This window comes from Stenotrophomonas sp. LST15-1-1.1 (assembly GCF_040815575.1).
GTDB lineage: Bacteria > Pseudomonadota > Gammaproteobacteria > Xanthomonadales > Xanthomonadaceae > Stenotrophomonas > Stenotrophomonas lactitubi_B.
Genome location: NZ_JBFPNJ010000030.1, coordinates 70,424 through 89,831, shown reverse-complemented (window position 1 = coordinate 89,831; position 19,408 = coordinate 70,424). Strand labels below are relative to the sequence as shown.

The following is a 19,408-nucleotide window of genomic DNA, read 5'->3' as shown; positions in this document are numbered from 1 at the left end:
CTTTTCCATGCAAACGTCTTATCCCCTGCGCCGGCAATGGCTCGGCAATCTCCGTGGTGATCTGCTGTCCGGCACCGTCGTCGCCCTGGCGTTGATTCCCGAAGCCATCGCGTTCTCGCTCATCGCTGGCGTCGACCCCAAGGTCGGCCTGTATGCCGCGTTCTCCATTGCCGTGATCACCGCTATCGCCGGTGGCCGCCCGGGCATGATTTCCGCTGCCACCGGTGCGATGGCGCTGGTGATGGTTGATCTCGTACGTGATCACGGCCTGCAGTACCTGTTCGCCGCCAGCATCCTGGCCGGCCTGCTGCAGGTAGTGGCCGGCCTGTTCAAGCTCGGTTCGTTGATGCGTTTTGTTTCGCGCTCGGTCATCACCGGCTTCGTCAATGCGCTGGCGATCCTGATCTTCCTGGCGCAGCTGCCGGAACTGGTCGGTCGCGGCCCTACCGTTTATGTGCTGTGCGCGGCCGCGCTGGCGATCATCTACCTGCTGCCGCGCATCACCCGTGCGGTGCCCTCTCCGCTGGTGGCCATTGGCCTGCTCACTGCCGTGGTGGTGGGGTTCGGCATCGAGGTGCGCACGGTTGGCGACATGGGCCAACTGCCCGACAGCCTGCCGCACTTCCTGCTGCCTGATGTGCCGCTGACGTGGGACACCCTGCGCATCCTGTTGCCGGTGTCGGCGACGCTGGCCGTGGTCGGCCTGCTCGAATCGATGATGACCCTGCAGATCGTCGAGGACATCACCGAGACGCCCAGCGAACGCAACCGCGAATGCGTCGGCCAGGGCGTGGCCAACACGATTACCGGCTTCCTGGGTGGCATGGCCGGCTGCGCGATGATCGGCCAGTCGGTCATCAACGTGACCTCCGGTGGTCGCGGGCGCCTGTCCTGCCTGGTGGCCGGCGTACTGCTGCTGGTGCTGGTGGTGTACGGCAGCGACCTCGTGCGGCAGATTCCGATGGCCGCACTGGTGGCGGTGATGATCATGGTCAGCATCGGCACCTTCAGCTGGCGCTCGCTGCGCGACCTGCGCACGCATCCCCGCAGTTCCTCAGCCGTGATGCTGCTGACCGTTGTGGTCACCGTGGCCACCCATGATCTGGCCAAGGGCGTGCTCAGCGGCGTGCTGTTGTCGGCGCTGTTCTTCGCCCGCAAGGTGGGCCGCATGTTGGATGTGCAGCGAGAAGACGCAGGCCATGCGCAGGTTTACCGTGTGCGCGGCCAGGTGTTCTTCGCCTCCGCCGGGCAGCTGGGTGCGGCGTTTGATTACCAGCGTGTGGCGGCGAAGGTCGAGATCGATCTGCGCGAGGCCCACCTGTGGGATCTGACTGCCGTGGCCGCACTGGAACGCGCGCAGGAAAAGCTGGCCGCGCATGGTGCGCAGGTGACGGTGGTGGGCCTCAATGCCGCCAGCCAGACCTTGGTCGAGCAGGTAGGGGGGCGCGGTGGTGGTCACTGAGTTCGTACTCACCGGCCGTCACCTACTATCGGAAAAGGCGGGACCATAAGCGCTTTGGCAGGCGCCGGTGACATCCACCTGCGTCTGCCGCTGATTCAACAGGGCGCACCCGGGTGACCGTAGCGGCGGTCACCCGTGCTGTTGCATCAGTGCCTTCGCCCCATGCACCTGACCTCTACCCGCATGTCGGCGTCCATTACCTCGCTCGTGCAGATCATCTGGTTGTCGCCCGGCCCAATGTTGGGGCGCACGCCCAGATCGAAGAGGTAGCGAATGAAGTCCATATAGGCGTCACTGGTGATGCCACCGGGGAATTCGTACACCACCGGCCTGCCGTCCTTGGCAACGTCCTCTTTCGTCTCTGGAACCGGGTTGCCGTGAACGTCGCTGCCGGTGCCGGGGATCGCCGCCCAGCTCTTCATCTCGATGTTGTAGGAGGCCTTGATCTTCGAGCCATCGGCGAAGTTCAGGGTGGTCACCGGGCGGCCCGCGGTCAGCGAAATGTTCTTTCCCCTGACCGAGTTGATGAACGTCATGTGCGCCGCGTACCCGCGGGCCAGCCAGGAGGCATTCAATTGCTCGATCGCGTTGTTCATTCTGGCCGGACTCTGCAGTGCTTCGTACACGGTTGCCGGAACGGGTCTGTCTGCAGTGGGGGCCGCCAGTGCCCGTCGCACGCGTGCAGTCCCCATCGCCTGCTGGGGGAGCCTCCATGTGTTCGACGCAAGGTCGTAGTTCATTTCAAGGCTGCGTCCATTCGCGTGCCAGAAGCGGACCAGTGCTACGAAGTAGTCTTCCAGGTCCTGCTCGATCGGCAGCTCCTGGATCCTGCGATCCCACAGGATGACGAACTTCCGTATTTCTCCCGTGGAAATGCTGGTTACCAGAGCACCGCCGACGTCGACGTCCGACAGCGCGGCTGCCTGCATCTGAGCGTATGAACAACCTTCGCACGGGATGTCTTGTATGTGCTTCAACTGCGCGTGCGCTCCCTGCGCACAGAGCAGCAACGCCACAGCAGTGGCGTAGCGGAACAGCCTCATCGAATTCGATTCCTAGATGGATGGATTGGGTAGGAAATGAATGACGATCCTGGCTACTGCCGCAATGACCAGCGCAATCGAAACGGCGCGGGTGAAGCGATGGACCTCGCGCCGTTGGAAGGGGATCCATACCGTGAGCAGGATGGTCGAGAGACCAAAAACCACCACCGGGATGCCGGAGGTCGTCATCGCCATGCACAGGCTGATGAAGGCGAACAGCTCCAGGACCAGTTCGATATAGGTGCGTTGCTGCATTACATGTTCCGTTTGCTTGGGACATCCATGGCCGCACATCGTTATGCGGCGCACAAATGATATCACTTCTCATTCGTATTTGGTGGTGTGGCGCCCCCGCCGCCATTCATCCGCGCGGTGTAAACTATTGATCTCACTGGCAATGCCAGTCTCCACGATCAACCGCCCGATGACGTCCGCCACCGCCCGTTACGCTGATTCCCTGCGCCTGTCCGTCGCCCCCATGATGGATAGGGCCGACAGCTTAGCCGGGCAACGGTTTCGGAGCACCCGGTACATTATTGGCACAGGTGATCGCCTAAGCGCTTAGAACTTCGCATGGTGCATTTGACGGTGACGGATGGAAGCTGCGCGTAAGCCCGTCCTCAAACAGCATCCGCGTGCTAGCATTCGCTGCGTTCATTTTTCAGTCAGGAAGACGGATGGGCAGCGTGAATAAGATCGTCGCGGTAACCGTAGCTGCTGTGCTTGTGATTGGCGTGGCTTGGTACGGCGTTGGTAGGTATCAATCGCCCCCCAGTGTTCCAACTGACGCAGGGGCTTCAGAGCAATCTGGCGGCCAGCCTGTGGCAAAAGGGGGGCGCGCAACTTCCGTGAACTCCATTGAATCGATACCTTGGGCACGGGCCGAGTCCCATGTGTCGGGGAGTTGGTTCGCAGACCTTCGTTCTCGCGCCGATGCGGGAGATGTCGTAGCGCAAAGGGATCTAGCGGAGATCTATCAACGCTGTTCGGTCTTCAGCCTATCCCCGGCGAACATGTACTCGACATTGGATGCGTACGCTCGCATACGTGGGGCACCAGAAGGTGCCTATGACGATATCAAGAAGCGATTTGCAGCTGCCTGCTCCGGCGTCGATGGTGGTCAAGTCATACCGCAAGAGGCCTACGGGAACTGGTTTGAACGTGCTGCCGCTCAGGGCGACCCGTACTCCAGGGTTGCGATTGCTTCCCGCAACTGGAGTGAACTCAAACCTGGGGACTATCAGTCTCTCGCTCGGGACGTGGTCAATTCAGCCGATCCGGAAGCAATTTTTGCACTCGGTGACTTGCTGGCTCTCGCTCCGGAAACCGCTGAGCTTGCGGAGTTCAAGTCCGGTATGACGGGTCCATATGCGAGTTATGCGTGGGGGATCGCCGCTTGCCGCTTGGGTGCTGATTGCTCGAGTGGCTCGTATCGAATGGACTCGCTCTGCGTCAATACAGGAATTTGCGGTACAGGTGATTTTGAAGATGCCATCCGGACCCAGGCGGTCCCGGTCGGTCAACAAGAAGCGCTGGATAAAGCGATAGCTGAAGTGCAGAGGATTGTCGGCAAAAAACCATCTTGAAAAGGAACTTTTGCTGAGTCGGATTTCTCGAAAGAAGAAGTGGAGCTTAGTAGGGTTGTCTTTCGTCGCGTTCTCTGTCATTGCGGCGACGATCAGCATCAATGCCCAGGCATTCCCGTATAACCAGGTTCCAGCGGCACAAGGTCTGTCTGCTTATGAAATGGCAGAACTTCGCATCGCAGGCCTCACCGGTTTGGCTGGTATGTATCGATGCACCAACGGACTTGGCTCTGCTCCTGTTGGTACCAAGATCAAGGTCACTTGGGCCGATGGCTCGACCGAGGAAGCGACCGTCGTATGTCTAGCCGGGAGCGTCTGTGTGCAGCCGACTCCCGGTACGCAGAAGCCGGCCAGCAGTGGTAATGGTGGTACCGGCAGCGGTGGCGGTGGCGGTGGTGGTGGCGGTAGTGGCGGCGGTGGCGGCTACATCGGCGGAGGTAGTGGTGGTGGCGGTGGTGGTAGTGGTGGTGGCGGTGTGGTTATTGTGGGTCCGCCAAAAAACGCTGACTAAATCCCGAGCTGTTGTTGGGCGAAGAGCGCGCAACAGGCGCGCGGCATGCTGCCAATTCCCTGCGCTGTCTTCAAATTGAACGTATCTCGATTGACGTGGGGTTGCTGCGACATGCAGCAACCCTTTTTCTTTTCACAGCCTCTGCCACTGGCATCGGCGATCAACGTCGGCCGAGACTGAGAGCTATTGGGCCGGACCATCGTGGCGGCTGCTTTCCGTTTTTTACGCGGCACGGCCACTTCGTTGCCGGATTCATTCTGTACCTGACTGATCCGCAGCCCGAGGACGGGGACGTGTCCAAACTGCGCGAGGCGCTGCGGCAGTCGCGCGGGCCGGGCAATTTCCGCAACCTGTTCGTGCATTCACCGAACGAGAAGAAGGACGGCCTGCAGCTGATCCCGGTCAGCGAGGTGGCGGCGAAGGATGAATTCACCGGCATCAAGAGCGTTACCCGCGACGACATGCTGGCATCGCTGCGGACCCCGCCTCAGCTGCTGGGCATCGTGCCGCAGAACAGCGGTGGCTTCGGCTCCATCCGCGAGGCGGCAATGGTGTGGTCTGCCATGGAGCTGGCGCCACTGCAGACGCGCATGACTGCGGTCAACGAATGGCTGGGCCAGGACGTGATCGCCTTCGATCCCTTCGAGCTGGCCGCAGTGACCGCGTGATTCCGCACACCAGATAGCTGATCTGCCGACATTCGCCGCGATTCGCACCATCTCCTCCGGACAGATACCTGCGAGATGGTTCAATTGGGCGCACAAAAAAGCCGTCAGCTAGGGCAGCTGACGGCCTGGTCATATCTTGCTTGAAATTCAGTTACTTCATCCGCAACCGGGCCTTAGTTACGGCAGCAGGAGTAATTTCCACCCGATTCATGCAGTTCAGTTTTTTTGCGGGAAAGGAGTACGCAATGATTGCGTCGCCAACCTGAGCCCCGAATGTGTATGTGGCGTGCTCGCTGTCGCCGCGCGCGTAGTCCATCACGATCAGGCTTGGGTAGCGCGAACGAAGAGAGGCAACCGGAACGCAGCTCCCGGACAAGTTGAATGAGACGGAATCAGCACGATGTCCTGCGCCCATCACAATGGCGGAGTCACGCGTAAACAAAGACGGTCCGATTTCCTTGTCTGGCAAAGTACTTCCTTGACTCAACCGCTCCGCAGTCGTCTTAGCGGATCCGGAGACAATTTTCGAGACATCGTCCGAGTGACCCGGGAGATTGAGGGCGATCTCCTCAGAGAATGCCCAGAGTTTGGCTTCCGCCGCAGAATTGGCTTGAGTGCTTGCTGCAATTGCCGTGAAGGGGGTCAGGGAGACCACGGCAGCAATAGCGTAGGTTACGAGATTCATTAATTACTCCTCCCCTTTCGGATCCGGCTTGGGTCCGTAAATTGTGTCATATTCTTTGCCGTAGTAGATTTTGTAGTTCTCGCCCGTGGTTGAGGCCACATTGCCATCGCAGAAGGTGTCGCCGACCCGCTTTGCGAGATTGGCGCCGCCGCCGGCAATAACAGCCAGCAATGCAGTTGAATTTGCCGCCGCCAAACCGATATCTACGGTGTTCTCTGAAGTGGCGATGATCTCGTTTCTCGCCGTGACATTATTCAATACCGCAAGCCCCTCATTGGTGCATGCTTTTTCGATGTAGTCAGCCCTCGTTCCTAGTGGCCACCCTTGATCGAGGTAAAGGTGGCCCATCTCATGGGCAACTTGAGCTACCGCATAATTTAAGCCCGCGAGATTGTTTGGGCTGCAAGTGTAGTTGCTGACATACACCTTCTTGCCCGGTTTATCAAGGTAAGATCCGGGCCCATATAGGAACTGAAAGTCAGTGCTGTTAACCTGAGTCGTCAACGTGGGCGATCCATAGATGACGAAATCTACGCAGTCGCCAAGGCCCGTATCGACGGGTTGATCCTGAGATTGTGCCTGTGGCACATAAATTCCAAGCAAGACAAGAAAAAGTAAAACTGCCGACTTCATGTCTACTCCCTTCCGGTGTGGTGGATACTTCCTTTTTGCGCCTCGTGCGCATGTTGATTGTAGCAATCAGGCATTTACGCGCTGAGACAAGGTTCCGGTTTCGGGGTAGGGTTAATCCTACATGCGGCGCCCCGTGCGGCCTTCCCGATGATTAATGAGGGTGGGGTCGCCGGTTTGCTTGGTGCCGGCAGATCGCTGATTTCTTGCGCAGGCACGCCTCCATTGAATAGCAACTGAGAAAGGCCGCCCTATTGGGCGGCCTTTCCCGTCTACGCCTTGCTGCTTTGCGGCAGGAAGAGACACTGTCCATTAGTGCCGCCAGCCGCCCGACACTCGGCGAACGGGCCAGCCTTGGCCTGCCACATCGAACCTGCGATGGCGAACAGGACCGCCGTCAGCGCGCACCATGCCATGAACGGGCGCTCAGGCGTGGGAACGCCGTTGAAGTAGGCGACAACCCGACGGAAGCCAAACCCGACAGCGACGACCAGGGGTCCGGCTGCTGCGCCGATGAGGGTCCAGATGCCCAGCGCGAAACCTTCTGACAAACCTTGCAGCATGAAGCGTTCTCCAGTCTGAGTTGATGTGTCCCCTGTGGGGATATCGGCGGCAGGTGCGCGTCCTTGAGGGCGGAGCCAAGCGCCCTGCCAGGTCTCGCTGGTCTGCCGACGGTCGATGACGCGGCAACACCGTACTAAAATTATCTAATCAGTACGGAGTGACCGTTCGGACCCCGACGCGCGCACTCGTCTCCCCGCCACGCCTGCGCACTTCATGGGGTGTTTTTCCTGCACCCCCTGCAGCAGCCCCCCGGCGAGGCCCTGTATGGCTTTCTCCGGGGTGTCCGAGTGCCTGCCGACCCTGCGGTTCCCTGCGCGCAAGGGGGCTTTTCTACGTGCCCTGGGTGGCGAGCGCCGTCGGCGTGTCCGTTTAGGGGGATGGGGGGTGTCCGGAAAGGGGCAACATCTGCAATCGGCCGTCGTTTATCCCTGTAAGTCATTGATATCTATGGGTATGTGAGATTGCAAAAGATGTTAATTCAGAGCAATTTTTAAGGCCCCAAAATGTAATGTCATTGATTTTTAAGGGAAAAAAATCCTGTCGAAGTTGCCCCCCTCAAAAGGCAATGTGGTTGCTCGAAGGTTGCCAAACTATTGCCATTGATATAGATGGATAAATAATTGATTTATAAGTAATTTATAGGGATTGGAAGCGTCGATTGCAGAAATTGCTACTTCCCGGTGGCCGAATGATTTTTTGCAACTAAAGGGCCGGAAGGTTGCCTTGGCATCTCTGCTGCCGCACCTGCACTCTCACTGGACGCACGTCGTGTTGCCGCAGCCTTTGCGACGGCCAGCCGTATCCTGCCGCCCATGCCGCTGCCCCCCGACTTCTACTGGACGACACGCTGGCCAAGTGATCCGCTGACCGTGATTGCTTGCGATGGGGTGTGGGTGGTCGCCATGTCACAACGCGTTGACGACGAGACCTGGATCGCCTTGCTGGATCGCCACCGCAATGGCCCCGGTGGCCCTTCCCGGCGGTGCACCAGCTATGAGCAGGGGCGCGCCGGCGCTGAGCTGTGGGTGGCCAGGCATGAGGCACGGCTCCGCGAGGAGGTGGCAGCCATCAACCGCTGGCGGGAGGCTGTGCGCGCGAACAGGCTGGCCAAGTTGAACACCCCGCCGCCCTTCGGCTGGATGGGGTAGGTCCGATTGCGAGGCGGGGCGGAGCGTAGTGATTAGAAAATCCACGCCGCGTGATGCCCTTAAGTCCCGCGATCACATAGAGCTTTTGAAGAGCCCTCTCACTTCGTCCGCAGCATAGACAATGCCTTTCCCGATGCCGTCTTGGCCATCTGCGCCAGGGAACAGAATGGCTGAAATCTGGTCGATCAGCCGGTATGCGTTCTTCATGGGGGGGGTGTCTCCAGCCGCCTCTCTCAGCGTAATCGTTTGCTGATAGGAGTTGAGGACAGTGAAATGGATGGCAACAAGACCATCGATGGCTTTCCGATGTTTCTCCCCAAAGATCGCGGCGACGTGATTCGACAACCCGGCAAGTTCGGCGGCGTAATCTTTCGACTTCAGCGCTGCCAAGCGACTGCTATAAGAGAAAGAATGCAGGACTCGATCACCGTGCTCGCGATCAATCTCGAACGCCTCCGGGGCACGTCGCGCATCCTTCATGTTTCGCACCAAACCTTCGACGGCGACCATGACCTGCACAGCCAGTTCTGAGTTGCGCTTGTACCGCAGCTCCTTGCGCCATTGGTTGACGCCCCACACCGCTGCCGCCGCGCCTAGGATGGCGGCCTCGCCCTGCAGCATTGTCCCTGTGGCATCCCAATCGACAGGGTAGCCATGTGTTGCAGCAACGTATGCAAGAACCGCTCCCGCCACTCCAGATGGGAGCGCGATTCCAAGTATGGCCAGCACTGAAGGTGGCTTCATGCAGCATCAACTCCTGAGAGGTGGGCGGTGCGGTGGAGGGATTCCGGACGCAGCTGCGTGTAGCGCTTCAACTCGTTCCACGACGTATGAAGCGTAACGGCGGCGACCTCGGGGATATCGTAGCCCTGCTCGAACAGCCGCGACGTGGCTTCGTGCCGCAGGTCGTGGAAACACAGGTCCTCGATCCCGAGCGCGCTGCAGGCGCGGGTAAAGGACGTGCCTACGGATTTCGAGTTGTAGGGGAAGATCCGGTTTTCGCCGGCGATCTGCGGTTGTCGCTGCACCAGGTCCCAGGCTTCGCCCAGCAGAGGGAACGTCCTATGGTTGCCGATCTTGGCGCGGGGGTGCTTTGCGTCCCTGAGCATCGCCGTCCGCTTTTCGCTGTCCAGATCCGACCACAGCAGCCGGGTGATTTCGCTTTCCCGCTTCGCCGTGAGGATGGCGAAGGTGACGATATCGCTCATCGGAATGGTTGAGCGCCAGGCTGCCGCTACGTAGTACGCGTGCAGGCGCTGCAGTTCTTCGTCGGTCGGTCGCCGGTCGCGCTTCTCGGATTTGGCCACCAGCTTCAACAGTCGCAGTAGTTGCCCGTCTGGGTCGGGCCAGCCGCCTTCACAGCGGCCAGGTCATCGATACGTCAGTCGATCAACTGCTTTATGGTCAGATTCTCGCCGGGCGGAGCCACCCCGGCTCCGTTCAGCCCGGCGGTGTAAACTATTGATCTCACTGGCAATGCCAGTCTCCACGATCAACCGCCCGATGACGTCCGCCACCGCCCGTTACGCTGATTCCCTGCGCCTGTCCGTCGCCCCGATGATGGACTGGACCGACCGCCACTGCCGGGTGTTCCACCGCCTGCTGGCACCGGGTGCGCGGCTGTACACCGAAATGGTGCACGCCAACGCTGTGATCCACGGCGATCGCCAGCGCCTGCTTGGTTTCGATGCCAGCGAACAACCGCTGGCGCTGCAGCTGGGTGGCAGTGATCCGGCCCTGTTGGCACAGGCTGCGCGCATCGCCGCCGAGTGGGGCTATGACGAGGTCAACCTCAACTGCGGCTGCCCGTCCGACCGCGTGCAGGCCGGACGTTTCGGCGCTTGCCTGATGCGCGAGCCGGTGCTGGTGGCCGAGTGCGTGTCGGCCATGGTCGAGGCGGTGGACATTCCGGTGACGGTGAAGTGCCGCCTGGGCGTGGACGAGGACGACAATTACGACGTATTCGCCAGCTTCGTCGACCACCAGGTCCAGGCCGGTGCCGCGATGGTGGTGGTGCACGCCCGCAATGCCTGGCTGAAGGGCCTGTCGCCGAAGGAGAACCGCGAGGTTCCGCCGCTGAAGTACGACTGGGCCTATCGCCTGAAGCAGGAGCGCCCGGCGCTGCCGGTGGTGCTCAATGGCGGCCTGGCCAGCATCGAGGCGGTGCAGGCGCAGGCCGCGCACGTCGATGGCGTGATGCTCGGCCGCGCGGCCTACCACGACCCCTACCTGCTGCATCAGCTGGAGGCCCTGCATACCGGCGCGCCGCTGCGACCGCGCGGTGAACTGCTGCGCGCCCTGCGCCCGTACATCGACGCCCGCCTGGGCGAAGGCCTGGCCCTGAAGCACATCACCCGCCACATCCTCGGCCTGTTCCATGGCCAGCCCGGTGGCCGCGCGTTCCGCCAGGTGCTGAGCGAGGGCGCCCATCGCTCCGGCGCCGATTGGACGCTGATCGAGCAGGCGCTGTCGGTCACCGAACGGGACGCCGATCGCGCTGCTGCGTGACGCCAGTCACATTCCTGACTTGACAAGGGCGGCCATTTCGTCCCGAATGTTCACTTAGCTGAACAACGGTCTGGAGCATCTGGAAAAGTTCAGACCGGATTCACTGCCCGAAACCAAGAATTTGCAAAAGATTTGTAAAACGCCGGGTTCCATTCCGGTGCCCGGATTTACGACTTTTGAACGAATCGCCGTGCTCGGCTAGGATCGCATCGATGTCTTCCGCTCCCTTCCACCGCTGTTTTGCCCTGGCCACCTGCGTGGTCCTGGCGGCTGCCCCGCTGTCTTCGGCGCTGGCGCAGGACCCGCAGCGGGAACAGGGGCGCGCTGAAATGATGGAGCGCGGTGGCCGTGGCGCCAGCAACGAGCGTTCGCTGTCCGATGCCGTGCGCCGCGTGCAGCGCACCACCGGCGGCCACATCCTGGGCGCCGAGCGGGTGCCGTTCGATGGTCGTGACATCAACCGGGTCAAATACATGGACGACCGCGGTCGGGTCCGCTACATGGACGACCCCGCCCCGGCACGTTCACAACCGCGCACACCGCGGTCGGATATGTCATCACTACGCGGCGATAACCCCTGAACAGGGATAGTTGTCGCTATCAACCCGTACCCACAGGCCTCCGGGCCGCACCCAGCACACTAGGGAGAGTTCATGCGTATCCTTCTGGTCGAAGACGAAGCCCCGCTGCGTGAGACCCTGGCAGCCCGGCTCAAGCGCGAAGGTTTTGCCGTCGATGCAGCGCAGGACGGCGAAGAAGGCCTGTACATGGGCCGCGAAGTCCCGTTCGACGTCGGCATCATCGACCTTGGCCTGCCCAAGATGTCGGGCATGGAGCTGATCAAGGCCCTGCGCGACGAAGGCAAGAAGTTCCCGGTGCTGATCCTGACCGCGCGTTCGAGCTGGCAGGACAAGGTCGAGGGCCTGAAGCAGGGCGCCGACGATTACCTGGTCAAGCCGTTCCATGTGGAAGAGCTGCTGGCCCGCGTCAACGCGCTGCTGCGCCGTGCCGCAGGCTGGAGCAAGCCGACCCTGGAATGCGGCCCGGTCGCCCTGGATCTGGCAGCGCAGACCGTCAGCGTGGCCGGCAGCAATGTCGACCTCACCAGCTACGAGTACAAGGTGCTGGAGTACCTGATGATGCATGCCGGTGAACTGGTCTCCAAGGCCGACCTCACCGAGCACATCTACCAGCAGGACTTCGACCGCGACTCGAACGTGCTGGAAGTGTTCATCGGGCGCCTGCGCAAGAAGCTGGACCCGGATGGCGAACTGAAGCCGATCGAGACCGTGCGCGGTCGCGGCTACCGTTTCGCGATCCCGCGCAACGAGGGCTGAGGCCTTCAGCAGGCGATAAACGATGTCCGGCCGTCTGTGGTTCTTCCGACGCTGGCGGCCGCGCTCTCTGCAGGCGCGCCAGATGTTCGCCGCGTCCGTGGGTCTGGTCGCGTTCCTGGCGTTGGCCGGTTACGCGCTCGATGCCGCCTTCGCCGACACGGCGAAGGCGAACCTGCGTGAGCGCCTGAAGAATTACGCCACCGCCTATGCGGCCGGCATCGACTTCACCCGCGACCGCTCGCTGTACATCCGCGAGCAGCCACCGGATCCTCGTTTCGACGTGCCCGGCAGCGGCCTGTACCTGCAGGTCGTCATGCCTGACGGCAAGGGCAATTCGATGTCCGCCGAAGGCCCGATGCTGCCCACCGTTGGCGGCGGTCTGTTGGCCCCGCGTCAGGAAGTGTTCGAAGGCCCGCTGCCGATGATCCAGATCGACGGCAGCCAGGGCTCGGTGTACCGCTATGGCCTGGGCCTGGTGTGGGATGCCGACGCCGACCCGGCCACCGAATTCCCGTACACCATCTACGTGATGGAAGACTCGCGCGCGCTGGGTGCGCAGCTGCGCGTGTTCCGCAGCCGGGTCTGGTTCTACCTGGGCGGCATCGGCCTGATCCTGCTGCTGCTGCAGACGGTCATCCTGCAGTGGAGCCTGCGTCCGTTGCGGCGCGTGATCACCGAGCTGACCAAGGTCCAGCGCGGCGAGACCGAGCGCATGAGCGAGCGCCACCCGCGCGAGCTGGAGCCGTTGACCGACAGCATCAATGCCTTCATCGAGGGCGAGCGTGAGAATCTCGAGCGCCAGCGCAATACCCTGGCCGACCTGGCGCACAGCCTGAAGACACCGATTGCGGTGCTGCGCACGCAGATGGACAGCGGCGCCGGTGATGGCGCTCTGCGCGAAGAACTGGACGTGCAGCTGCAGCGCATGAACAACCTGGTGTCCTACCAGCTGGCACGCGCGGCCTCGTCAGGCCACAAGCTGTTCTCGGCACCATTGCCGATCGAATCGAACGCCGAGGAAATCGTGCGCGGCCTGGAGAAGGTCTATGCGTCGAAGGGCGTGCTGTGCGAGTTCGACATCGACCCCGCCGCACGCTTCCACGGTGAACCGGGCGATCTGCAGGAACTGCTGGGCAACCTGCTGGAGAATGCGTTCAAGTGGGCCAAGCGCCGCGTCCTGTTGACCGCGCAGCCGCTGCCGGCACCGAACGCGCGTCGCGCCGGCCTGCTGCTGGCGGTGGATGACGATGGCCCGGGCATCGCACCGGAAGACATCGGCAAGGTGCTGCAGCGTGGCGTGCGTGGCGACGAGCGCGTACAGGGCCACGGCATCGGTCTGTCGATCGTGCAGGACCTGATCAAGGACTACCGCGGCGAGCTGCAGGTGTCCCGTTCCAGCGAACTGGGCGGCGCCCGTTTCGAAGTGCGTCTGCCGCCGGGGCCGTAAGGCCGCGCAATAGGTAGTGCCGGCCGCTGGCCGGCAACGTCATGATCTTCGGTGGCATTGCCAGGTTGCCGGCCAACGGCCGGCACTAGCGTATTCCGATCTTCGGCGGCTCGCCATAGAACCGCCTGAGATGCGCGGCCACCTCCGGCAGCGCTTCGGCCAGCAGGTCCGGCGCAGAGAAGTGGTACTCGCTGGCCACCGCGAAGAATTCTTCCGGTGCTTCCGCCGCGTACGGGTCGATCAGCGTTTCCGCGCCCGCATCCACCTGCGCACAGAACGCGTCGTACGATTTCTGGAAGTCCGCCGCCCACTCGCGTTGCCACGCGCGCGGCAACGGCGGCGTGCCATCCATCGCGCCATCCAGTGCGTCCAGCTTGTGCACCATCTCGTGCACGGCTACGCAGAAGCCATCCTGCGGTGAAGCCAGTTCGGATTGCACATCGGCCCACGACAGGATCAGCAGGCCGTCGTCCGATGCTTCACCGATCACTTCGCCATTCCATTCGTGCAGGACGCCGTCTGCGTCCATGTGGCTGCTCTGCACGCGGAATGCATCGGGGTAGACGATCAGCTGCGACCAGCCTTGCAGGCCCACCTCGCCGAACTCCAGCAGTGGCAGGCAGCACAGTGCGGCCAGCAGCACGCCATCGGCCGGCTGCAGCTGCAGCTCGCCGACAGGGAAGATGGTCTTCTCATGCAGGAAGCGGGTAGCCAGCGCGCGCAGGCGGGTACGCCGTTCGTCGTCCAGGCCGCGCAACCACGCGGCGCGGTGACAGGCATCGTTCCAGTGTGCGTCTTCGATCGGCCGCGGCGCTGGCCGCAGCCACTGCAGCAACGTCTTGATCAGCGGAACATGCCCGGCAGGTAGCTGTGCCACTTCGGCGCGCGGATGCGCTGCAGTACATCGTCGTCACCGCCACCGCCGCTGCTGGTCGTGGCGGCCGGGCGTACCGGTGCCGGCTTGGCGGCAGCTGCGGCAGGCGCCGTGGTCGGTGTGCGCTGCGAGGCCGCATCGCTCGCCGAGTAGACGCAGGCGCCACGGCTGTCATCAAGCGCTGCTGTGGCAGACGCCGCGAAGGGCATCGTCAGCAGGATCAGGCAATGGGCATAACGGCGCATTGACGACATCCACGTTAAGGGAAGGTGAGCTCTCGATTCTAGCCCGAACCCGGCGCCAGATTGGAAGCCCGGCGGAACCAGGCTTGGCGGGCGTCGCTGGCGGCTTTCCCGCATAATTCCGTTCTGACCTTGTGGAAGCTGCCGTGGACGATCGCCAACTGCTGGCCAAACTCGCTGCCGGTCGCCTGTCCGGCGACGCCCTGGCCCGTGAGCTGGGCCAGACCCGGGCCGCCATTTGGAAGCGTATTCAAGGGCTTAGGGCCGCCGGTGTCGAGGTGGAAGGACGCGCAGGCGAGGGCTACGGGCTGACCCGGCCGGTCGACCTGCTGGAGGCCAAGACCATCCGTGCTGGCCTGCCCAAGGACGCCGCAGCGCTGCTGCATGACCTGCAGGTGGCCTGGACGGTGGACTCCACCAACGCCGAATTGCTGCGCTGCAGCGCGCCGCAGCGCGGTGTCAGCGTCCTGCTGGCCGAGCGCCAGACCGGTGGCCGTGGCCGTCGCGGCCGCACCTGGGCCTCGCCGTTGGCCGCGCACGTGTATCTGTCGGTGCTGCGTCTGTTCGAGGGTGGCCTGGGCCGACTGGCCGGCCTGAGCCTGGTCGCTGGTGTCGCCGTGGCCGAAGCGCTGCACGACCTGGGCTACGCGCAGGCGCAGCTGAAATGGCCGAACGATGTGCTGGTGGATGGCCGCAAGCTGGTCGGCCTGCTGGCCGAGGGCGGTGGCGAGTACGCCGGCCCGGCGCGCGCAGTGATCGGTATCGGCATCAACGTACACATGCCGCCGGCCTTCGCCGAACAGATCACCCAGCCCTGGGTGGATCTGGACACGCTGGCCGGTGCATCGGTGGATCGCAACACGGTGGTGGCCGCGGTGCTGGCGCGCCTGCTGCCGGCGCTGGAAGAATTCGACCGCGAAGGGCTGGCACCGTTCCTACCGCGCTACGCCGCGTTCGACATGCTGGCCGGTCGCGAAGTGCGCGTGCAGCTGGATGGACAGTGGCAGCACGGTACCGCGCTCGGCCTGGCCGATGATGGCGCGCTGCGCGTGGACATCGATGGCCGCGAGCGACTGCTGCATGCGGGCGAAGTCAGTGTGAGAAAAGCATGAGCGACTGGTTGTTCGACCTGGGCAATTCGCGTTTCAAGTTTGCCCCCTTGCATGGCGACCGTGCTGGCGACGTACAAGCCTGGGCGCATGGTGCCGAAGGCATGGCCGGGCAACCGCCGCACAGCCTGCCCAGTGGTGAAACCGCGTTTGTCGCCAGCGTCGCCGCGCCGTCGCTGACCAGCGCCATGCTGGATCAGCTGCAGCGCCGCTTCGAGCACGTGCATGTGGTGCGCACCAGCGCCCAGTGTGCAGGCGTACGCATTGCCTACGCCAAGCCGGAAAAATTCGGTGTCGACCGTTTCCTGGCCCTGCTTGCCGCCGCCAAGGCGCAACGGCCGGTGCTGGTGGTCGGTGTCGGCACCGCCCTGACCATCGACCTGCTTGATGCCGATGGCCAGCATCACGGTGGACGTATTTCCGCCTCGCCGACCACCATGCGCGAGGCATTGCACGCGCGCGCGGTGCAGCTGCCGGCCAGCGGTGGTGACTACAGCGAATTCGCCAACGACACCGCCGATGCGTTGGCGTCCGGTTGCGATGGTGCCGCCGTTGCCTTGGTCGAACGCAGTGCCCGCCAGGCGCAGGCGCTGCTGGGGGTGATGCCGTCGCTGCTGGTGCATGGCGGTGGCGCGCCCGCGCTGATGCCGCTGCTGGACGGTGCCGACTACCACCCGTCGCTGGTGCTGGATGGCCTCGCCCGCTGGGCGGTGCACCAGCCCGCAGGCTAGTATCGGCGCATGCTGACCCGTGCCCTGATCGTCGTGCTGGCGATCCTCAATCTTGGTGTCGCCACCTGGTGGCTGCTACGCGATGAGCCCGCGCGCGCGCCGTTGCCGCCGCCCCCGACCGGCGTGGCCGAACTGCGCTGGCTGCCCGGCGGGACCGATGCGGCCGTGGCCGCGCAGGCCTCAGCAGCGGCACCCACAGAAGCATTGGTGGAGCGTGAGGCCGCACCGGCCAATGCCGTGGCCGCTGCGCCCGCACCGGCAGCGGCGACACCCGCAGTAGTCAGCAAGCCGGCCGAACCGGTGAAGGCGCTCGAACCGGTCGCCGCCATCGCCAAGCCAGCGCCGGAACCGGTGGCCGGGAAGCCCGTAGCCCCGCCTGCACCGCCGCGCTGCCTGGCACTGGGCCCGTTCCCCGACCGTGCCGCCGTCACCGCCGCACAAGGCCGTGCCGGCAACCTGCTGAGCCAGGTGCGCCTGCGCGAGCAGCCCGCCGCCAGCGGCAGCGCCCGTTACCGCGTGCTGCTGCCCGCCGCCGCCAGCCGGGATGACGCGCAGGCCACGGTCAAGCGCATCGTCGCCGCCGGCCTCAGCGACTACTACATCATCAGCCAGGGCGAAGAGACCAACGCCATTGCACTGGGCCAGTACCGCAACCGCGAGGGCGCCGAGCGGCGCATGGCTGCGGTGCAGGCCGCTGGCTTCCAGCCGCGTCTGGTCGCCAGTGGTGATGCCGGCCAATGGTGGCTGGAAGGGCAACTGGCGGCTGCCGCCGAACCGGCCCAGGCACAGCAGCGCAGCGGCGCCGCGCAGCAACGGTCGCTGGAATGCACGCGACTGCGCTAGAATTCCCCCACCACGGCGCTGCCGTCGGCGTTTCACCCCGTGCCGCTTTAGCTCAGTTGGTAGAGCAACTGTCTTGTAAACAGTAGGTCATCCGTTCGATTCGGATAAGCGGCACCATTTCGGAAGCGCCGAAACGCCTTGAAAATAGGGGTTTCAAAGAAAAGGGCCAGCGCGGTGCGTTGGCCTTTTTGCGTCTACCGGGAAAATTACCGGCTCTTTTTTGGTTTCACGGCCGCTTTGACCACCGGCAGGGAGTGGTCGTACAGCTGTCGCATGGCCTCGGTCATGTGGCCACCGCATGCCTTGTCCCCCGCTGTCGGTGATGCCTCGATGTTTCAGGCTGTGAAGCGCGAAGCGGCTCTTCCTGTCGATGATCCCTCGGACATGGCACGTCGGATCAACCCCTGCCAGGCGCTGTCCAGCGCCGACTTGCTCAGGGGGGGGCCGACTCTGTGACGATCAGGCGCCGCTGTTCCGGGTTGATCGGCGTGGGCCGGCGATGGGCGCCCATCCGCTCTTTCCTGTACGCCTGAAGCCAGCTGGCGGCGTCGCGCAGTTCTTACGTCCACTTCGTGACGGTGTCGCGGGAAACGCTTGTCTCATGCTTCAGGCCATGGCCAGCCTCGCCGCTCTCATCGCTCGCGGATGCGCTCATGAAACGTGCGTCACGCTTTGCTTGCCGAGAAATACCCCTCTAGGATCGGAACCGCAGCGCTGTGGCGTTGCAGGGGGGATCCCACTTTCTCGCAAAGGAGCATGCATGAAGTTGGTCATATCTGGGACACTGCTATTGGCTTTAGTAGTAAGCGCGCCAACAAAAGCGCAGCAGCAGCCCGTGCAGACAGGATTGGGTGAATGCGTAGATTTCATGATCTACGGTTCGTCTACATTGACAAATCAAGTGAATACCGCTCCCTACACCTTTGTGTACTCGAGCTCTTCATGGATCGATAAGGACAACAAGGTGGTTTACGTGATGAACTACACCTGTTCTCCGACCAATCTTCATGGCCTCTATGGAGCCGTGGGCCAGGTCTCACATGAGATGGGGCATGCATTTTTTGATGCGCCGGCATCCTTGGCAGGACCCAAGGATGCATTCGTCAAGCGCATGTGCACGGATGAGGGGCGTGCTGTCCTGAACAATTGGAAAGCCCGATCAGAGATCTTGGATACATCAGAGGGGACGGCAGAAATTCCACTTATCGCTTCGAATGCCTCACAGCTACAGGCAATCATATTGGCCGGCGGCGAGAAGCTTGACGAAAGGGTTGGGAGCAGCTTCTGCGACAACAACACCAATTCATTGACAGGCGAAAACTATCGCACCTTCTATGGGAGATGGTACGACGAGAACGTGGGCGTACAATCCCTCTATGGCACGGAGGTCTGAACTATGAAGATCAAATTTTTCGCCGCCATGTCGGCATTGGTTATACTTCACGTGGCGCCTTTGCACGTGCGAGCGGCAGGCACGGATTTATCCATTCCTAAAGCCTCAGAACCGGCTTCTCGTGAAGACCAAAGAGCTTTGTGGAAGAAGGTGGAACAACTCTCATTTGCCGCCGTGGCGGGTGCGGACAGCGTCAAGCGTGCTATTGCGCTGGAGCACGGCCGTCTGCCTAGCGGAGAAGTATCTGATCTGGCTATCGGTGATCAACTCACTGGCACAAATGTTGCGCTACAGCTCGATCCTGTGGGAAAGCTGGAAGAGCTTTCATTCGACCTTCGCGGAGGCTGCATTTCGACGCGAACTCTTCTGTCGCAGTATCCCAATCTACTGGTTCTTCAGGTTCCGCATGACCCGCGGGCCAATTCGCTGGTCGGCACCACCATTGGAGGTGCACTGGCAACATTCCGAATGGCCCCAGGACCAGGACCTTGCGCGATCGGTGTGACCGTCCAGACCATTGAAATGGCCAAGGCGCAGCTTCTGCTGCGCTGAGGTAAAACGCGCCGCCGGCAGTTGCACGTCGGCGGCGCCTAACGCAAGCAATTCGTGCGGAATTGAAGCCAGACG

22 protein-coding genes, 1 tRNA gene and 1 pseudogene are annotated in these 19,408 nt (G+C 62.5%); 15 read left to right on the top strand and 9 right to left on the bottom strand.

Going from position 1 to position 19,408, the window contains the following annotated elements; all coding sequences use genetic code 11:
• Window positions 1-7 precede the first annotated feature (7 nt).
• Entirely contained in the window at window positions 8-1,462 is a 1,455-nt protein-coding gene (locus tag MRBLST15_RS15275) for a SulP family inorganic anion transporter (protein WP_367786589.1), read from the top strand.
• 146 nt (window positions 1,463-1,608) lie between these two features.
• Here MRBLST15_RS15275 and MRBLST15_RS15270 read toward each other — a convergent pair whose 3' ends face one another.
• Both MRBLST15_RS15270 and MRBLST15_RS15265 read right to left on the bottom strand, forming a co-directional pair.
• Window positions 1,609-2,505 carry a hypothetical protein gene (locus tag MRBLST15_RS15270; protein WP_367786587.1) on the bottom strand — a complete coding sequence of 299 codons (897 nt, stop codon included), beginning with the start codon at window positions 2,503-2,505 and terminating at the stop codon, window positions 1,609-1,611.
• Between the two features lie 12 nt (window positions 2,506-2,517).
• Window positions 2,518-2,760: a hypothetical protein gene (locus tag MRBLST15_RS15265; protein ID WP_367786585.1), complete on the bottom strand. Its 243-nt coding sequence runs from the start codon at window positions 2,758-2,760 to the stop codon at window positions 2,518-2,520.
• Window positions 2,761-3,191: 431 nt separating this feature from the next.
• Between MRBLST15_RS15265 and MRBLST15_RS15260 the strand changes: the two genes are divergently transcribed.
• The 3 genes and pseudogenes from MRBLST15_RS15260 to MRBLST15_RS15250 form a co-directional block, all read left to right on the top strand.
• A complete protein-coding gene (locus MRBLST15_RS15260; protein ID WP_367786583.1) occupies window positions 3,192-4,091 on the top strand; it encodes a hypothetical protein in 900 nt (299 codons plus the stop codon).
• Window positions 4,069-4,602: a hypothetical protein gene (locus tag MRBLST15_RS15255; protein WP_367786581.1), complete on the top strand. Its 534-nt coding sequence runs from the start codon at window positions 4,069-4,071 to the stop codon at window positions 4,600-4,602. The genes MRBLST15_RS15260 and MRBLST15_RS15255 overlap by 23 nt, the downstream gene beginning before the upstream one ends.
• A 245-nt stretch (window positions 4,603-4,847) precedes the next feature.
• Window positions 4,848-5,270: pseudogene (locus tag MRBLST15_RS15250) on the top strand (Presumed portal vertex protein); the annotation flags it as partial.
• Window positions 5,271-5,421: 151 nt separating this feature from the next.
• Here the strand turns inward: MRBLST15_RS15250 and MRBLST15_RS15245 are convergent.
• From MRBLST15_RS15245 to MRBLST15_RS15235, 3 genes are all read right to left on the bottom strand, one after another.
• A complete protein-coding gene (locus MRBLST15_RS15245; RefSeq protein WP_367786579.1) occupies window positions 5,422-5,955 on the bottom strand; it encodes a hypothetical protein in 534 nt (177 codons plus the stop codon).
• 3 nt (window positions 5,956-5,958) lie between these two features.
• Window positions 5,959-6,588, bottom strand: coding sequence for a hypothetical protein (locus MRBLST15_RS15240; protein ID WP_367786577.1), 630 nt, complete (start codon window positions 6,586-6,588; stop codon window positions 5,959-5,961).
• A gap of 269 nt (window positions 6,589-6,857) precedes the next feature.
• Window positions 6,858-7,148: a hypothetical protein gene (locus tag MRBLST15_RS15235; RefSeq protein WP_367786575.1), complete on the bottom strand. Its 291-nt coding sequence runs from the start codon at window positions 7,146-7,148 to the stop codon at window positions 6,858-6,860.
• 813 nt (window positions 7,149-7,961) lie between these two features.
• On the opposite strand from MRBLST15_RS15235, the gene MRBLST15_RS15230 reads away from it, so the two are divergent.
• On the top strand, window positions 7,962-8,297 hold the full coding sequence (locus MRBLST15_RS15230; protein ID WP_367786573.1) for a hypothetical protein: 336 nt from the start codon (window positions 7,962-7,964) through the stop codon (window positions 8,295-8,297).
• A 72-nt stretch (window positions 8,298-8,369) separates the two neighbouring features.
• Here MRBLST15_RS15230 and MRBLST15_RS15225 read toward each other — a convergent pair whose 3' ends face one another.
• Both MRBLST15_RS15225 and MRBLST15_RS15220 read right to left on the bottom strand, forming a co-directional pair.
• Window positions 8,370-9,041, bottom strand: a complete 672-nt coding sequence (locus MRBLST15_RS15225) for a hypothetical protein (protein WP_367786571.1) — start codon at window positions 9,039-9,041, stop codon at window positions 8,370-8,372.
• Window positions 9,038-9,604, bottom strand: coding sequence for a site-specific integrase (locus MRBLST15_RS15220; RefSeq protein ID WP_367786863.1), 567 nt, complete (start codon window positions 9,602-9,604; stop codon window positions 9,038-9,040). Before MRBLST15_RS15220 ends, MRBLST15_RS15225 begins: the two co-directional genes overlap by 4 nt.
• Before the next feature lie 169 nt (window positions 9,605-9,773).
• On the opposite strand from MRBLST15_RS15220, the gene dusA reads away from it, so the two are divergent.
• From dusA to MRBLST15_RS15200, 4 genes are all read left to right on the top strand, one after another.
• A complete protein-coding gene (gene dusA, locus MRBLST15_RS15215; protein WP_312705086.1) occupies window positions 9,774-10,805 on the top strand; it encodes a tRNA dihydrouridine(20/20a) synthase DusA in 1,032 nt (343 codons plus the stop codon).
• 212 nt (window positions 10,806-11,017) lie between these two features.
• Entirely contained in the window at window positions 11,018-11,386 is a 369-nt protein-coding gene (locus tag MRBLST15_RS15210) for a hypothetical protein (RefSeq protein ID WP_180164427.1), read from the top strand.
• Window positions 11,387-11,458: 72 nt separating this feature from the next.
• Entirely contained in the window at window positions 11,459-12,142 is a 684-nt protein-coding gene (locus tag MRBLST15_RS15205) for a response regulator transcription factor (RefSeq protein WP_004136763.1), read from the top strand.
• Between the two features lie 22 nt (window positions 12,143-12,164).
• Window positions 12,165-13,589 carry a sensor histidine kinase gene (locus tag MRBLST15_RS15200; protein WP_032978238.1) on the top strand — a complete coding sequence of 475 codons (1,425 nt, stop codon included), beginning with the start codon at window positions 12,165-12,167 and terminating at the stop codon, window positions 13,587-13,589.
• 85 nt (window positions 13,590-13,674) lie between these two features.
• On the opposite strand, the gene MRBLST15_RS15195 is transcribed toward MRBLST15_RS15200, so the two are convergent.
• Window positions 13,675-14,466 (bottom strand): zinc-dependent peptidase, encoded by a 792-nt coding sequence (locus MRBLST15_RS15195; RefSeq protein ID WP_367786566.1) that lies wholly within the window; start codon window positions 14,464-14,466, stop codon window positions 13,675-13,677.
• Entirely contained in the window at window positions 14,433-14,708 is a 276-nt protein-coding gene (locus MRBLST15_RS15190) for a hypothetical protein (RefSeq protein WP_099819617.1), read from the bottom strand. Before MRBLST15_RS15190 ends, MRBLST15_RS15195 begins: the two co-directional genes overlap by 34 nt.
• Window positions 14,709-14,851: 143 nt before the next feature.
• Between MRBLST15_RS15190 and birA the strand changes: the two genes are divergently transcribed.
• The 6 genes from birA (at window position 14,852) to MRBLST15_RS15160 (ending at window position 19,333) form a co-directional block, all read left to right on the top strand.
• Window positions 14,852-15,817, top strand: a complete 966-nt coding sequence (gene birA, locus MRBLST15_RS15185; RefSeq protein WP_089242004.1) for a bifunctional biotin--[acetyl-CoA-carboxylase] ligase/biotin operon repressor BirA — start codon at window positions 14,852-14,854, stop codon at window positions 15,815-15,817.
• Window positions 15,814-16,545, top strand: coding sequence for a type III pantothenate kinase (locus tag MRBLST15_RS15180; RefSeq protein ID WP_089241444.1), 732 nt, complete (start codon window positions 15,814-15,816; stop codon window positions 16,543-16,545). Before birA ends, MRBLST15_RS15180 begins: the two co-directional genes overlap by 4 nt.
• A 9-nt stretch (window positions 16,546-16,554) precedes the next feature.
• Window positions 16,555-17,388, top strand: coding sequence for an SPOR domain-containing protein (locus tag MRBLST15_RS15175; RefSeq protein WP_367786563.1), 834 nt, complete (start codon window positions 16,555-16,557; stop codon window positions 17,386-17,388).
• Between the two features lie 41 nt (window positions 17,389-17,429).
• A tRNA-Thr gene (locus MRBLST15_RS15170) sits at window positions 17,430-17,505 on the top strand.
• A gap of 643 nt (window positions 17,506-18,148) precedes the next feature.
• Window positions 18,149-18,781 carry a hypothetical protein gene (locus MRBLST15_RS15165; protein WP_367786561.1) on the top strand — a complete coding sequence of 211 codons (633 nt, stop codon included), beginning with the start codon at window positions 18,149-18,151 and terminating at the stop codon, window positions 18,779-18,781.
• Between the two features lie 3 nt (window positions 18,782-18,784).
• Window positions 18,785-19,333: a hypothetical protein gene (locus tag MRBLST15_RS15160; protein WP_367786559.1), complete on the top strand. Its 549-nt coding sequence runs from the start codon at window positions 18,785-18,787 to the stop codon at window positions 19,331-19,333.
• The last annotated feature ends 75 nt before the right edge of the window (window positions 19,334-19,408 follow it).